Here is a 15,010-nt window from a genome sequence, read left to right on the forward strand (position 1 = left end):
GGTGTTGTTATAACAATCCTAGAACGGGGCTTTTGGTCAAGGCGACCAGAACAATATAAATAAAGACGCATTCCGCAGCAATCCAGGCCTTGATGCGTGTCTGCCGCGTTTTACCGAAACGCATTGCAACCATGCCCAGACTGATATAAACCAAAATACCGATAACTTTGGCAGTCAGCCATGCGTCTACAAACGGGCTCTGCTGAATTTTAAAGGCCAGGGTAATTGCACTGGTCAGCAGGACAGTATCGACAATGTGCGGCAGGATTCTCACCCAGCGCTGGTGCAATATTGGTGAATCCTTGATAAGCCAGATACCGCGCACGAAGAAAAAAAGAAAGCTGGTGATCACGCTGCTGACATGAATCATTTTGATCAGCGAATAAGTCATAGACTGTCTCCCGAAATCAGCCAGCCGTGACTCCCCGCAACTGCGCCGGCAATGGTGATCAGACTCAAGACCAACAGTACCATATGCTTGCGCTGGATCGAGTCAAAAGTTTGTGCGGAGATGTCCTGCAGTGATGCAGATTGCGAACGCTTTCTTGATCTGGGCTCATTGATAAAAAGCATGTATGTAAACAGCAGCCAGATCAGTAACATGGTATGCATCCACCAGTATTGCCACTGAATGAAGCGGTGCCAGGCATCCAGTAGATACGTCATATATAAACCGCTTAGTCCAACCAGCAACGTTGTATAGCGTGCCTGGGCGGCAAAACGGCGCCTGAAACCGTTAAAAAACACCATTGCCTCTGTGGGCGATGTCCTGCTTCTTAATGCGGGGAGCAATACCAGCGTCACCATGGCAACGCCGCCAATCCAGAGAACGACGCCAATGACGTGCAGCACCCTGGCTAAAATAAAATCATCCATTGGCTATCACAAAAAAGGATTGATCGGCGGCTCCCGGTTAATCGGCAGTTGAGGAGGAATCTTCACGCGTAACCCAGTCAATGGCCTTATCATAGTCCTGAAATACAACCACTTCGGCATCTGTAAACAGATTCGAAATCCAGGCGCTCCATGCCTGCCACTGATCGTCGGTGACCACGGCGATATGATTAAAGTCATTGCCGTGCTCGTGCATGAATTTGAGATCTTCCCAGGCAACATCAACAGTGTAATCAATCATGTCACGCAGGTCGATAACGACGTTTGCTTTTCCTTCAAAGGTGGATTGATAGATGATCTGCTCTTCAAAAGATTTGTAATCGGATAAGGTAAATTCACCAATGACGGCTACGATAATCAGACTATTTTGTTTTTGTATGGTAATCATAATCTCACCTCAGATGATAAGACCTGCATTATCGGCAATTCGATTAAATGGTGCAAATATTGCAGATTGTTGATAATCGTTTTGCAGATCAATTTATCCTGAAAAAAACAGTTTAAAGGGAAAAAAACAATTATTTCAGGATAGCTGGCTGTTGGCATTGTGATAATATAGTGGTTGTCAATAGGGTTATGATGCTTTCTTTCAAAACACCTTGTTATTAAGTTATAAATAACTAAAAGTGTGCAATAAAAAAATAACTATTTTCTATTTTCAGAGTGATGTAAATGGGTCAGCTTATGGATGAGAACCCTTCGATTATAGCGCGTAAAACATTGCTAAAACTTGCCGAATTAAAACTTCAACCAACGCCGGACAATTATCAGAAAATTTATGACCAGGTTGCAGGATTTCCAAGTCACCGGCTGAATTCAACGACAATCAAGCTGCTGTCCACATTAGTCAAAGAATTTCCACGTCATACACGGGAACTGAATAATATTGCCAACGGACTGGAACAGGCGATCCAGAACAAAAGCTGGAAAGAGTACAAGGACGGTTTGTTGAAACTTGCCGGTATCAACACGGTAGCCCCTTTGCAGTCCGTTTGCGTGAAGGGTCTTGATCAGACAGAAGAAAATAGCTGGGTAGATGTAATCGCCAGACTAGTACAGCAATTGGATGCAAGTCACGCCAAAGTAACGCCTGCCAGAAAGCGTGAAGGCCTGGGTCGTGTGCTAAACGGATTCTCAAAAGATTCCGGTGTGTTGCAGAATAAGATCATTGCATTGATGGAATCATGGGATTATTTGGCGAGTAATGAGAATCAGGTGTCCGAAACTGAATATACGGAGCCGGAAAAAATATCGGCGCTGAAACAGGTAGCGGACGTGCAAGATGAAGCAACGGATTCTGTTGACAGCCAACTGCAGATAAACCAGAGTAAAGTCAACAATATCAGTGATCAGCTGCTTGATTTATTTACGCAGACACTGGAGCATGTGGCCGCAGTGAAAAATGCTGATACCGAGCTGAGCAACGAAGCTGGAGCGCTTGCGCAGCAGGTGCGAGAGATTCACAACAGGGATGAGTTGGAACGATTCGTTTCATCCTTTAGGCTATTCCTGGATAAGTTTGATTATTGTGCCGAAGGCAGTTCGAAATTGCAGCAGGGACTGTTGCGCTTGCTGGACAAGCTTTTAGAGAGTACCAGTAAACTCTTGTACGAAGATGAATGGATAAAAAGCCAGATATCCAGGCTGCGTGAAACCATTCACAAGCCACTGGATAAGCGACTGATAATCGAAGCAGAAAATTATCTGGATGAAATTATTCAAAGGCAGCGTGTCATTAAACGCAGTCTGGGTGATGCCAGGTCCACGTTAAAGCAAATGGTAAGCAGCCTGATCAGCAATATTGAAGAATTTTCCGATGAAACAGGCGAATACAACGCCAAAATCGAGCATTATTCCAAGCAGATCAGCAAAGCGGATGATCTGAACTCCCTGAGCCATCTGCTGATCGAGATCATGCATGATACCCGGCAGATGCAAAAAAGTGCTCAAAACTATCGGGACGGTTTTTTGTCTGCACGTGCTGAAGTTGAAGGTGCCCAGGAAAAAATTGTGCAGCTTGAAACCGAACTGCAGCAAATGAGCGAGAAGGTCCATGAAGACCATCTGACCGGGGTTCTAAATCGTCGCGGCCTGGATCTGGCGTTTGAACGCGAGGTGCATCGCGCGCAGCGCCTGCAATGGTCGATCTGCTACGCACTTCTTGACATCGATAACTTTAAAAAGGTCAATGATACGCACGGTCACAAAGTCGGTGACGAAGCCATCGTGTATCTGATAAATGCCGTGAAAAACGTTACGAGAAATGATGATATCGTAGCACGATATGGCGGCGAAGAATTTGTCATTCTGCTACCTAACACCGATCTGGTTGAAGCAATCGATATCTTGTCCAGAATCAGACGCGATATGACCAAAAAGTTTTTTTTGCATGAAAACAACCGAATCTTGATTACCTTTAGTGCGGGCGTAGCTGAATACAGACAGGGTGAAAAACAGGAGCAGATTTTCAAACGGGCGGATGAGGCACTCTATCGCGCTAAAAAAAATGGCAAAAATCTGATTCTGGAAGCAGCCTGACGCCCGGTTTCCTGCAGTGTTTCCCGGTTCTTTTCATTCTTTTGGGTGTCGGGATTTTGTTTTTCTGCCGCCGTGCACCGTAATAACGTAGCGTGTATTTAAATGACTTATTAATTCTGTCATGTTCATCAGGTACACTGTAATATGATATGAAAATAATAATTAATTTGCATTAAGCGTTACTAGATTCATGGATACACCAGACCTTAAAAATCCGACGTTATATATTAATCGCGAACTGAGTTTGCTGGAATTTAACCGGCGCGTTATCGAGCAGGCTAAAGATGAAAATCTGCCATTGCTTGAACGCTTGAAATTTCTTTGTATTGCAAGTACTAACCTGGATGAGTTTTTTGAAATACGGGTCGCAGGACTTAAACAACAGATCAAGTACGGGTCGGTACAGACAGGACCGGACAATTTGCTTCCATCTGAGGTGATGTCGCGGGTCGGCGAAACGGCGCATCAAATCGTCACAGAGCAGTACCAAATATGGAATAACATGATTATTCCCGCCATGGCGAATGACAAAATCAGGCTTTTGAGACGATCGCACTGGAAGCCAATGGTGAGCCGCTGGGTGCAGCGTTACTTTAACGCCGAAGTACTGCCGATTTTAAGCCCCATAGGACTGGATCCTGCGCATCCGTTTCCGCGCGTGTTAAACAAGAACCTTTACTTTATTATTTCACTGGAAGGCAAAGACGCTTTCGGGCGGGATTCGGGGCTTGCAATCGTACAGGCGCCGCGTTCATTGCCCAGGGTCGTGCAGATACCATCCGCGCACAGTAACGGCAATCATGATTTTGTTATGCTGTCCTCGATTATTCATGCGCACGTCAAGGACTTGTTTCCGGGCATGAACGTACTGGGCTGCTATCAGTTCAAGGTCACACGAGACAGCGATTTGCTGATTGATGATGAAGAAGTGGATGACCTGTTGCGTGCTCTGGAAGGGGAGCTGCCTTCCCGCAGATTCAGTAATGCAGTGAGACTGGAAGTCGCAGACAATTGTCCGGATCATTTGAGTGATTTTTTGTTGCAAAAATTTGAATTGCAAAAGGATGACTTATACAGAGTGTCAGGTCCTGTCAACCTGGGCAGATTACTGGCCATTTGCGATCTGGTCGACCGCCCTGAGCTCAAATTTGCCGGATTCAAACCGGAAATTCCCAATCGGCTGCTAAAAAACACCAATATTTTCGAAGTGTTGCATCACGGCGATATACTGCTTCACCATCCGTTTCAGTCTTTTGCTCCTGTCATTGATTTTGTCAGGCAGGCGTCAACAGACCCGAATGTGCTGTCGATCAAGCAGACACTTTATCGAACCGGCGCTGATTCCGCACTGGTTGAAGCGTTGAAGGTGGCGGCTCGCGAGGGCAAGGAGGTGACGGTCGTAATTGAATTGCGGGCAAGATTTGACGAGGAGGCCAATATTGAACTGGCCAGCGAACTGCAAAAAGCCGGGGCGCATGTGGTTTATGGTGTTGTCGGTTTTAAAACGCATGCAAAAATGATTCTGGTCGTTCGGCGTGAAGGGCGCAGTTTGCGGCGCTATGTGCATTTGGGTACCGGTAATTATCATGCCAGGACAGCGCGGCTGTATACTGATTACGGATTGTTAACGTGTGACAAGTCAACTGGTGAAGACGTTAACAAGCTGTTTCATCAATTAACCGGACTGGGTCGCGCGGGTAAATTGAAGAAGTTGCTGCAATCGCCTTTTACGCTATACAAAAGTATGCTGGGTTTTATCGAAGATGAAATCAAAGCGGCAACAGAAGGAAAAAAAGCCTGGATTATCGCCAAAATGAATGCGTTAACAGACCCCGAGATCATCAAGGCCTTATACCGTGCTTCCCAAGCGGGTGTTAAAGTTGATCTGATCGTTCGCGGGATCTGTTGTCTGCGGCCGGGCGTTCAGGGTGTCTCTGAAAATATCCAGGTACGTTCCATCGTTGGTCGTTTTCTCGAGCATACGCGGATTTATTATTTTTATAACAGCGGGGAAGACCGTGTATTTTGTTCCAGCGCAGACTGGATGACGCGCAATCTTCATTATCGCGTGGAAGTCTCTTTTCCGATCGAGGAAAAACGTCCCAGAGACAGTGTCATCGCATACGGTCTGATGAATTATCTTTCCGATAATATGCAGTCTTGGGTGCTGCAAAGTGACGGCTCTTACAAGCGCAGCAAAACGAGTTCGAAGCCGCGCTCGGCCCAGCAGCATATACTCGAGCATTATTGCGATTAGTGTTTATTGAAACGTGAGCGTGAAACCGGCTGACTGAAGGTATCCCTGTTCAGTTTTCAGATCGGCGAGGGTTAATGGGTGGTCGAATAACCACTGTGGTGGGAAATACAGGTTAATGGCATCTTCATCCGCCTCGATTCGAATATCGGGCAGGGAATTATTGGAACGGCTGCGGTGCAGGACTGCAGCCAGTCTCAGCAGAATGCTTAGTCTGATCACGGTTTGCCTGGCCTGACTCGAAATCGTCTCAAATTCCGCGAGTGGAAATTTCCTGCGGTGGCCGCGAACCAGTTTGGCCAGCTTGATTTGCTCCTGTCGGGAAAAACCGGCCAGATCGGAGTAGCGGACCAGATAGCTGCCATGATGATGGTGCTGGGCATGTGCAATCGACAGGCCGATTTCATGGACCATCGCACCCCACTGCAGCAGCTTCAACGATTCTTTATCCTGCAGCGCCCAGTCAACACTCACCTGATGAAAAAGCTTTTCTGCCGTTTCCCTGACAAGATTTGCCTGCTCCTGATCTATCCCATAACGTTGGGAAATGCCCAGAATGGTTTTGTCACGAATATCCTCATTGTGCATGCGTCCGATCAGATCATGCAGCAGTCCTTCGCGTAACGCACCGTCGGACACGCTGATCTTCTCCAGACCCAATCCTTCGAAAATACCGGCCAATACTGCGACTCCACTCGCGAAAACCGGTTTTCTGTGTTCCGACAAACCATCTAGTTCGATGGCGCTGGTGTGACCAAAATCAATCAGCGCATCAATTAATTTGGACAGCGCAGCGGCCGTAATACCAGTTTCGCACCATTTCTGCGCTTGCACTACATCACGTATTGTGGTGATGGTACCGGAAGAACCCAGTGCCAGATCCCAGCCGGTCTTTTTGTAGGCAGTCTCGACTGATTCCAGCTCCTGCCGGGCGTATAGAATGGTTTTATTGATTTTTTTGGTTTTGATTTTACCATCGTCAAAAAAGCGTTTGCTCATGTTAACGCAGCCCATATACAAACTGTCCATACTGAAGATCTCAAACCCTCGACCGATAATCAGTTCGGTGCTGCCGCCGCCAATATCAATGACCAGTCGTTTATTGGCTTCATCGTACGTGGTATGCGCAACGCCCTGATAAATTAACCGCGCTTCTTCCTGGCCTGCAATGATTTCTATCGGGTGGCCCAGCGCCGAGTCCGCAAGTGCCAAAAAATATCCGTCATTTCGGGCCTGCCGTACAGTATTTGTACCTACTGCACGTATATTTGCCTGCGGAATTTCCTTGATGCGCTGTCCAAAGCGCTGCAGGCATGCCAGTGCTCGTTGTATCGACTCTTCCGTCAGTTCGTTTTTTTCATCAAGCCCGGAAGCGAGCCTGACCATTTCTTTAATCCGGTCAATGATCTGCAAGCGTCCGTCCGAGTAATTGGCAACGATCATGTGGAAGCTGTTGGAGCCTAAATCAATGGCTGCGTACGATTCGTCTTGTTGTGGTTTCATACATTCGGTCTGGCTGGAAAAGGATCAGGTATAGGTTGTTCCGAAAATAAAGTGCTTGTCAATACAATGCTATAGCCCGTTATCTCAGTCCGGGTTAAGTCCGGTTTTAAATTGAGCATCAGAATAGGATGATTTTCCTTGATGTGCGAGAGGCAGGTTCAAAGGAGCGTAGTGTGTTGTGTTATTTGGTGACTGACAGTAAAATGACCGGAAGAAGTCCAGATTTCCGCGCCTTTCAGTTGTCCAGAAAACCAATGACTGTAATGCGATTCACACTAATAAATTTCCATGAAACCTTGCTGTCACTTTTGCTTCAATCATGTTCATCGTGCCGATCATGTTCAAGTTCGAGCTCTAGATCAATATCAAGTTCATGTTTGTGTTCATGATGGTGTTTATTTGTGTGCGGATGATCACCGCTGCCATGTGTGAGTTCTTTATATTGATTGGCTGACATATTTCCCATCCGTTGAACAAAAAAGGCCATGGCCCAAATGGTATGATCGTCGTGCGTCAATCCCCATGCCGGCATGGCTGTCATTTTGATACCGTTTTTGATGACCCAGAAATAGGCCTTGCTCTGTTCCTGCAGGTCCTCTGGGGAGATTAAGGGCTGACGGAGATGAAACACGGGTGCCTGCGGATATAGACCCTGCGAAAGCTCCGTGGACGCCTGGACTGGTGAAAGATGGCAGTCGGTGCACATAGCGTCGTAATGTGTTGCGCCGGTCATCATGATTTCAGTATCGTCCATAGCCGGAATTTCAAGTTCACTTGCACGTGCCGCTATTGAATTGATACGTACCCATTCGATGAGCTTTTCGGTAATCGGCCAGTGTTTTTCGGTGGCAGCCATATTATATACGCCCGTTCCCATGAAATACCAGGCTGCTATGAGTGCTACAAGTAGCAGGCCAACAATTGTTTTCATTTTTTGTCCTCCTGATTCAAGGCATCATTATAGTCCTGCACAATAGCACATGGCAGTAATCACGGAAAATAATCTCCCTTGGCTGGATGGTTTAACGAGTGACTGGCGGGCTGCGTGAAAATATTGTCCAGAATGGTATAAGCAGTTCATGGATTGCGCTTTCGGTGCGCGGTTCAGTTCACGCAGCTGAAAATTTCGCAATATTTATCAGGCAACTGTGACTTCTTCGGACAGATATACATCCTGGATCGCGTTGAGTAATTTGATACCTTCTGCAAACGGCTTCTGGAATGCCTTGCGTCCAGAAATCAATCCCATGCCTCCAGCCCGCTTGTTGATGACGGCTGTGCGTACAGCCTGGTGCAGATCGTCGCTGCCGGACTCGCCACCTGAATTGATCATGCCAATGCGTCCCATATAGCAATTGGCCACCTGATAACGCACCAGGTCGATCGGATGATCGGTAGTCAGTTCGTCGTATACTCTGGGACTGGTTTTGCCGAATTTAAGCGCGGTATAGCCACCATTGTTAACAGCCATTTTCTGTTTGATGATATCCGCACCGATGGTGGCCGCGAGGTGATTGGCCTGTCCCGTCAAATCGGCACTGACATGATAGTCTTTTTCAGCTGTTTTGAACGCTGCATTGCGCGTGTAGGCCCACAGAATAGTGATCATGCCCAGATCGTGCGCGTGCTCGAAAGCCTCGGTGATTTCCTGTATTTGGCGTCGCGACTCAGCGGAGCCAAAGAAAACGGTAGCGCCGACAGCACAGGCGCCCATGTCGAAAGCCTGATCGACACTGGCAAAAATTGTCTGATCATAATGATTGGGATAGGTCAGTAATTCATTATGATTGATTTTCAGTATCATTGGTATTTTGTGCGCGTATTTGCGTGCGATGCTGCCGAGGACACCCAACGTGGATGCGACGCCGTTACAGCCACCTTCAATGGCTAATTGGGCGATCTTTTGCGGATCAAAGAACTTTGGGTTAGGAGCGAATGAGGCACCGGCAGAATGTTCCACGCCCTGATCAACCGGTAGCAGCGATAGATAACCAGTCCCGGCCAGTCGCCCGTGATTGTAGAGCGCCTGCAGATTGCGTAACACACTTGGTTTTCGATTATTGTCGATCAGCACGCGATCAACAAAATCCGGCCCCGGTAGATGAAGCGTTTCCTTTGGAATGCTCTTGCAGACATGATTGAGCAGTTTGTCGGTTTCATCTTTTAGAATAGTTGTAATGCTCGTCATTTTTTCTCCTTTTGATTGCCAATTGAAACAAAAGTGACATGAGAGTAACCCGGGAACAACCTTGGTCAGATTCACAATTCAGGCAAGCCCAATCTTAGCATGTAATCCACATTAAAGCATTCGCCGCGCATGTTTTGTATTGTATCCAAATGTTGCAACCGTTATATATAACACATCCTGGCATGCCCAATTTGTATGTGTGAAAACAACGGGTTAATGCAATAGTCAAGATTTCATTAAAGATTCATTTGAATGTCATGGATTCGTCATGTCTTTGGGTTAATTTCCAGTTTATTCGCAGACAAATCGATTAAATAAAAACAAGGAGATATTCAAATGAGCAGCAAGCTACATCCTGATGGTAAGCTCAATCCGAGTAATTTGGTTACCAATTACAGTTCAAATCACTCTATTCTTGATATTATCGAGCAGCGCCGGGTCACCCGACGAAATTTTCTGAAATCTTCAGCGGGAACTGTTGCCGGCATCAGTGCTGCGACCGTTCTGGGGATTGCCGCCCAGGAAGTTACCGCAAAGCGTCACCCAAAGATTGAACCTGCAATCGGTGCAATCGGGTTCTCGGCAATCAGTCCCAATACAGCACCCATGACCGATGGTGTCAGTGTCCCGCAAGGGTATACTGCCAGAGTTCTTGTTTCATGGGGGGATTCATTGACTATGGAACCGCATTGGGACACTGCGGGTGCCATGGATGAAGCGACTCAACTTCATACTTTCGGCGCACATACTGACGGCATGCATTTTTTTCCCATGCCCGGACCACTGGGAAACAGGCGAGGGCTACTGGTTGCTAACAGCGAGTATTGTGATCCTGCACTTGTCAATAACATCACACCGGCTGTCGAGTACAGCACTGCCGCGATAACTTTGGATATGGTTCGTGCGCAACAGGCAGCGCATGGCGTCAACATAGTCATGATCAGCAAGCGACAAGGGCAATGGGAAATCAATCGCCGATCACCATTCAATCGCCGTATTACCGGAAATACACCATGTAAAATCAGCGGTCCCGCCGCAGGGCATGATTTGATGAAAACAGCCACCGATCCCAGGGGCAGGCATGTCCTGGGCACGCTTAATAACTGCGCCCACGGTTATACACCCTGGGGTACCTATCTTAGCTGCGAGGAGAATTGGAACGGCTATTTTGGCAGCCGGTCAGAAGCGTTTTCTCCTTCGGCACATGAAAGTCGGTATGGTATCAGCAAAAATGGATTCGGTTATCGCTGGCACGAAGTGGATGAACGATTTGACGTTGAAATGCACCGTAATGAACCAAACCGGTTCGGTTGGGTGGTGGAAATAGACCCTTTCAATCCTTGGGACACGCCTGTCAAACGCACCGCTTTAGGCCGTTTTAAGCATGAGAGCGCGATGGTGGTTGTGGATCGTGAAGACCGCGTGGCTGTATACATGGGCGACGACGAACGTAATGAGTATGTCTATAAATTTGTAAGTGCCAGTAAAATGAAGCGCGGTAACGCTGCTTCCAATCGTAATTTGCTGGAAGAAGGTATTTTGTATGTCGCCCGGTTTGATGCCGATGGCAGCGGCGAATGGTTGCCCATGGTCTGGGGACAGAACGGCCTGACGCCGGAGAATGGTTTTGCCGATCAGGCGGAAGTGCTGATCAAAACCCGTCAGGCGGCTGATCGTGTTGGTGCCACCATGATGGACCGTCCTGAATGGATCGCTGCACATCCTGTTACTAATGAGATATATCTGACGCTAACCAACAATAACCGCCGTGGCAGCACGCCGACTTCCAGCAATAATTTTGACGGAACCAGCGGTGCGGGCAGTTCGCGTCCTGCCATTGATGCAGCAAATCCACGTCCGGATAACGATTTCGGCCATATTATCCGTTGGCGTGATGATCGTGGCAGTGTGCAGTCAACGTATTTTGAATGGGATATTTTTGTTCAATGCGGTGACAAAGCCACAACCAAAACGCTCGGCAGTGGCTATGTTGCCGATGGTCATGATGGTTATACCGGTAATATCAACGGAGATGACTATGGCGCACCTGATGGACTTTGGTTCGACAGGGAGGGGCGTCTGTGGATTCAGACTGATCAGTCGGGCGATGCCACCGGCGACTGGATCAACATTGGCGGTAATGTAATGATGTGCGCCGATCCCGTATCCGGTGAAACCAGGCGTTTTCTGACCAGCCCTCCCAATTCAGAAGTAACCGGTGTTGTCACGACACCTGACGGTCGAACCATGTTTGTGGGTATTCAGCATCCCGGAGAAGACTGGGAAACGGACTTTACCGATAATTCGGCCTGGCCGGACAATGGTTATAACGGTTCAACCACTTTTGCCGGTGTGTCTGTACATAAACCGCGTTCTTCCATTATTGTGATTACAAAAGACGATGGCGGTGTTGTTGGAAGTTAGCGGTAAACAACGTCCTGGCATTGTGGGTGCTGAGGGTGGCTGCTGGAGGCCACCTTTTATCTTTAAAAACGGCCTTCCCATTTTTATATGAAAAAAAATTGCTACCTTCTGCACTGAACGAAGATTGAAAATCATTTAGGTCAAAGGTTATTTATTGCTGACAAAATCCTGTCTGCCTGACGGGGCATTTTACACTGTTCCAGGTATCAGAAAGTTCTAGTACTATCAATATGATATTGCCAGGTACAGCGTTGCCGTGGTGTTATGGAGCAAGGCACAGTACGCGGGAAAGGGTTGTTCCCTTTTCAAGTACTGTAACGCGGCTGCAGGACACCACGGTAACCGCCCTGTTGGTGAGCTTGTCAGCGTCCATGGGCTGCGTTGTGTCTTTTGGTAATAGAACGATTATTTCCAGCAAGACACGCCTTGCCATGAACACTGGCAAGCTCACTGAACCCGGCAATATCATATTGATAGTACTAGAGTAATTCATTCGCAAGATTGGCCAGATGTGATCGTTCGCCTTTTTCCAGCCGGACGTGTGCAAAAATCTCATGATGTTTGATTTTGTCGATAAGATATGACAGGCCGTTGCTCTGAGAATCCAGATAGGGCGTATCAATCTGATAAATATCTCCAGTGAAAATAATTTTGGTGTTCTCGCCCGCGCGCGTAATTATTGTTTTGACTTCATGGGGTGTCAGATTCTGTGCCTCATCAACGATAAAGCACACATTCGAAATACTTCTGCCACGAATATACGCAAGCGGTGTAATGGTCAGTTTTTCCTGTTCAACGGCTTCTGTTATCTGCTTGAATTCCCGGTCTCTTTCATTGAACTGGCTTTTAATAAATTTCAGATTGTCCCAGAGTGGTTCCATGTACGGATTGATTTTGGATGAAATATCGCCAGGCAAATAGCCGATATCCTTATTGCTCAGCGGCACAATGGGGCGCGCCAGGTAAATTTGTTTGAAATTTCTTTTCTGGTCCAGCGCACCTGCCAGCGCGAGCAGTGTTTTTCCTGTTCCGGCAACACCCTGCAGTGTGACCAGTTTGATGTTGGGATGTGTGATGGCATGTAAGGCAAACACCTGTTCCGCATTACGGGGCGAAATCCGGTAAGCGGATTTTTTTTGTATGCGTTCTATTCGCTGTGATGCCGGGTTGAAAAAAACCAATACCGATGTTCGACCATTCCTCAGGATATAGTACTGATTGGGTGTGGCTGTATCAATGCCTATGTCCTCAGGCAAGCAGAAATTGTTGGTGTAGATGCCGTCGATAACCGATTTTGACAGACCTTCTAAAATGGCGCTGCCCTTATGAAGTGACTCAAGATCTTTGATTTTTCCGGTTTTAAAGTCTTCAGCAGTGATATTCAGCGACTTGGCTTTTAACCGCAAATTGATATCTTTGGTGACCAGAATAATTTTTTTTCTTGTAAATTCCTTGCTCAGCGAAATGGCAGTATTGAGAATGCGATGATCAGCCGTGTTTTCTCCAAAAATATGCGTTGCATCGAGTCCGTTTGCGTGCTCCTGCATGACAACCTTGAAACGGCCGTGATTCGGCCGGTCGATCGGAATCCACTGCTGCAGGGAATGATGGAGTGACAGATTGTCCATGATCCGAATAAATTCCCTTGCTTCGAAATTTTTCGTATCGTTTCCTTTTTTAAAATGATCGAGTTCTTCAAGCACGGTGATCGGAACGGCCACATCATTATCAGCAAAACTGTATATCGCCTGATGGTTGTATAGAATAACTGAAGTGTCCAGCACAAATATTTTCTTTTGACCGTGTGGCATGACTGGTTATGTAAGTTTATTGGTAAATCAGTCATACTAAATTTTATTTACTACAAAACCATGAAAGAAATATGTTATGTCCGGACTGTAGTATCAGTCAGGCTGATTTTGTGACTGTTTGATTTTTGATATACGTGCCTCGCGGACTTTCGTATTGATGGCTGCAGGCAACAAAGCACTGTCGGTTATTTTTTCCCGAAGCAAGCCGGCAATTTCTCCAGCGTTGACATTGCTGGCGGCAGATAGTGCGTTGTGTAAGCGGGCTGCGGGTGGATAAAGTTTCTGGGCATAACCGGGACGACCGTGAAAATCGCAGGCACATGCCTGTATGAACTCTGCAAACCGGTTTGGCTTGCGGTATGCATCAGTGGCTTGTAACAAATCGGCAATTGTTGACGGCCTAAGTTCTTCAGCGCGATGCACGGTACCATGAAATTTAGCAACCAGGATGGCCAGGTCGCGCGAATCTTTGGGTATTCTAATGCGTTCGCATAAGTCTGCGATCAGCTGTATACTGCGTTGTTCATGACCGATATGTCTTGGCCATTGTTCAGGCGGTGTTATGCCTTTGCCAACATCGTGAAGCAGCGCGGCAAAGCGTACCGGCAGAGAATGATGCTGGCTGGCTGCATAGTCTATTGTAAGCATGGTATGCAATCCGGTGTCGATCTCAGGATGCGCCTCTGGTGGCTGGGGCACACCAAACAATACGTCGATTTCAGGTAAAATACGAGTCAAGGCGCCGCATTCCCTAAGCATATAAAACATCCGGGATGGATTGTTTTCCATCAGTCCCCGGGAAATTTCCTGCCAGACCCTTTCCGGCACCAATGCTTCGACTTCACCATTGTGAACCATATCATTCATCAGAGTGAGTGTTTCAGGTGCAATCCGGAAACTGAACCGTGCTGCGAAACGTGCCGTACGGAGTATGCGAACGGGGTCTTCCGAGAATGCCGGGCTGATATGGCGAAGAATTCCTGCTTCAAGGTCTGCAACACCATTGAACGGGTCAATGATGTTTCCCGCCTCGTCCTTGGCTATAGCGTTGATGGTCAAGTCGCGGCGGACCAGATCCTGTTGTAATGTGACTGCCGGTGTGGTGAAAATCTCAAAGCCTTTGTAACCGCGCGAAATTTTACGCTCGGTTCGCGCCAGCGCATACTGTTCATTAGTTTCGGGGTGCAGAAACACCGGAAAATCCTTGCCGACTGGACGGTAGCCGAGTTGTTCCATTTCCTCAGGGGTGCTGCCGACAACTACATAATCATGATCTTTAACGGGCAGCCCCAGTAGTTCGTCGCGAACTGAGCCGCCAACCAGATAAACTTTCAAGACAACGTGTTTAAATAGAAATAGTTAATGGGTTGCTGGATAAAGTTGTTGTAAATATCTTTG

At 47.3% G+C, this 15,010-nt stretch carries 11 protein-coding genes; 3 read left to right on the top strand and 8 right to left on the bottom strand.

Annotated features, from left to right (window positions below; genetic code table 11):
* Positions 1 to 7 precede the first annotated feature (7 nt).
* The 3 genes from BMY62_RS00935 to BMY62_RS00945 are packed head-to-tail and all read right to left on the bottom strand — an operon-like array spanning position 8 to position 1,282.
* A complete protein-coding gene (locus BMY62_RS00935; protein WP_090655239.1) occupies positions 8 to 391 on the bottom strand; it encodes a SirB2 family protein in 384 nt (127 codons plus the stop codon).
* Positions 388 to 876 carry a hypothetical protein gene (locus BMY62_RS00940; RefSeq protein WP_090655242.1) on the bottom strand — a complete coding sequence of 163 codons (489 nt, stop codon included), beginning with the start codon at positions 874 to 876 and terminating at the stop codon, positions 388 to 390. Before BMY62_RS00940 ends, BMY62_RS00935 begins: the two co-directional genes overlap by 4 nt.
* Positions 877 to 913: 37 nt before the next feature.
* On the bottom strand, positions 914 to 1,282 hold the full coding sequence (locus BMY62_RS00945; RefSeq protein WP_090655246.1) for a SpoIIAA family protein: 369 nt from the start codon (positions 1,280 to 1,282) through the stop codon (positions 914 to 916).
* A gap of 284 nt (positions 1,283 to 1,566) precedes the next feature.
* Here BMY62_RS00945 and BMY62_RS00950 point away from each other — a divergent pair, with 284 nt between their 5' ends.
* Positions 1,567 to 3,432 carry a GGDEF domain-containing protein gene (locus BMY62_RS00950; RefSeq protein ID WP_090655249.1) on the top strand — a complete coding sequence of 622 codons (1,866 nt, stop codon included), beginning with the start codon at positions 1,567 to 1,569 and terminating at the stop codon, positions 3,430 to 3,432.
* 190 nt (positions 3,433 to 3,622) lie between these two features.
* A complete protein-coding gene (gene ppk1 / locus BMY62_RS00955; RefSeq protein WP_090655252.1) occupies positions 3,623 to 5,689 on the top strand; it encodes a polyphosphate kinase 1 in 2,067 nt (688 codons plus the stop codon).
* 3 nt (positions 5,690 to 5,692) lie between these two features.
* Here ppk1 and ppx read toward each other — a convergent pair whose 3' ends face one another.
* From ppx to BMY62_RS00970, 3 genes are all read right to left on the bottom strand, one after another.
* Positions 5,693 to 7,189: an exopolyphosphatase gene (gene ppx / locus BMY62_RS00960; protein WP_090655255.1), complete on the bottom strand. Its 1,497-nt coding sequence runs from the start codon at positions 7,187 to 7,189 to the stop codon at positions 5,693 to 5,695.
* 313 nt (positions 7,190 to 7,502) lie between these two features.
* A complete protein-coding gene (locus tag BMY62_RS00965) occupies positions 7,503 to 8,120 on the bottom strand; it encodes a c-type cytochrome (protein ID WP_090655258.1) in 618 nt (205 codons plus the stop codon).
* A gap of 207 nt (positions 8,121 to 8,327) precedes the next feature.
* Positions 8,328 to 9,377 (bottom strand): class I fructose-bisphosphate aldolase, encoded by a 1,050-nt coding sequence (locus tag BMY62_RS00970; protein ID WP_090655261.1) that lies wholly within the window; start codon positions 9,375 to 9,377, stop codon positions 8,328 to 8,330.
* Between the two features lie 336 nt (positions 9,378 to 9,713).
* Between BMY62_RS00970 and BMY62_RS00975 the strand changes: the two genes are divergently transcribed.
* The gene (locus BMY62_RS00975; protein WP_090655265.1) at positions 9,714 to 11,801 is read left to right on the top strand and encodes a PhoX family protein; all 2,088 of its coding nucleotides are present in this window, start codon (positions 9,714 to 9,716) and stop codon (positions 11,799 to 11,801) included.
* 479 nt (positions 11,802 to 12,280) lie between these two features.
* Here the strand turns inward: BMY62_RS00975 and BMY62_RS00980 are convergent, their stop codons facing one another.
* Positions 12,281 to 13,612: a PhoH family protein gene (locus BMY62_RS00980; protein ID WP_090655266.1), complete on the bottom strand. Its 1,332-nt coding sequence runs from the start codon at positions 13,610 to 13,612 to the stop codon at positions 12,281 to 12,283.
* Positions 13,613 to 13,705: 93 nt separating this feature from the next.
* Positions 13,706 to 14,947, bottom strand: coding sequence for a multifunctional CCA addition/repair protein (locus BMY62_RS00985; RefSeq protein ID WP_090655269.1), 1,242 nt, complete (start codon positions 14,945 to 14,947; stop codon positions 13,706 to 13,708).
* Between the last annotated feature and the right edge of the window lie 63 nt (positions 14,948 to 15,010).

The organism is Nitrosomonas marina, assembly GCF_900111605.1.
Lineage (GTDB): Bacteria > Pseudomonadota > Gammaproteobacteria > Burkholderiales > Nitrosomonadaceae > Nitrosomonas > Nitrosomonas marina_A.

Coding starts and splice junctions, on each gene's coding strand:
- BMY62_RS00935 (WP_090655239.1), bottom strand. CDS start 391: ATGACTTATTCGCTGATCAAAATGATTCATGTCAGCAGCGTGATCACC.
- BMY62_RS00940 (WP_090655242.1), bottom strand. CDS start 876: ATGGATGATTTTATTTTAGCCAGGGTGCTGCACGTCATTGGCGTCGTT.
- BMY62_RS00945 (WP_090655246.1), bottom strand. CDS start 1,282: ATGATTACCATACAAAAACAAAATAGTCTGATTATCGTAGCCGTCATT.
- BMY62_RS00950 (WP_090655249.1), top strand. CDS start 1,567: ATGGGTCAGCTTATGGATGAGAACCCTTCGATTATAGCGCGTAAAACA.
- ppk1 (WP_090655252.1), top strand. CDS start 3,623: ATGGATACACCAGACCTTAAAAATCCGACGTTATATATTAATCGCGAA.
- ppx (WP_090655255.1), bottom strand. CDS start 7,189: ATGAAACCACAACAAGACGAATCGTACGCAGCCATTGATTTAGGCTCC.
- BMY62_RS00965 (WP_090655258.1), bottom strand. CDS start 8,120: ATGAAAACAATTGTTGGCCTGCTACTTGTAGCACTCATAGCAGCCTGG.
- BMY62_RS00970 (WP_090655261.1), bottom strand. CDS start 9,377: ATGACGAGCATTACAACTATTCTAAAAGATGAAACCGACAAACTGCTC.
- BMY62_RS00975 (WP_090655265.1), top strand. CDS start 9,714: ATGAGCAGCAAGCTACATCCTGATGGTAAGCTCAATCCGAGTAATTTG.
- BMY62_RS00980 (WP_090655266.1), bottom strand. CDS start 13,612: ATGCCACACGGTCAAAAGAAAATATTTGTGCTGGACACTTCAGTTATT.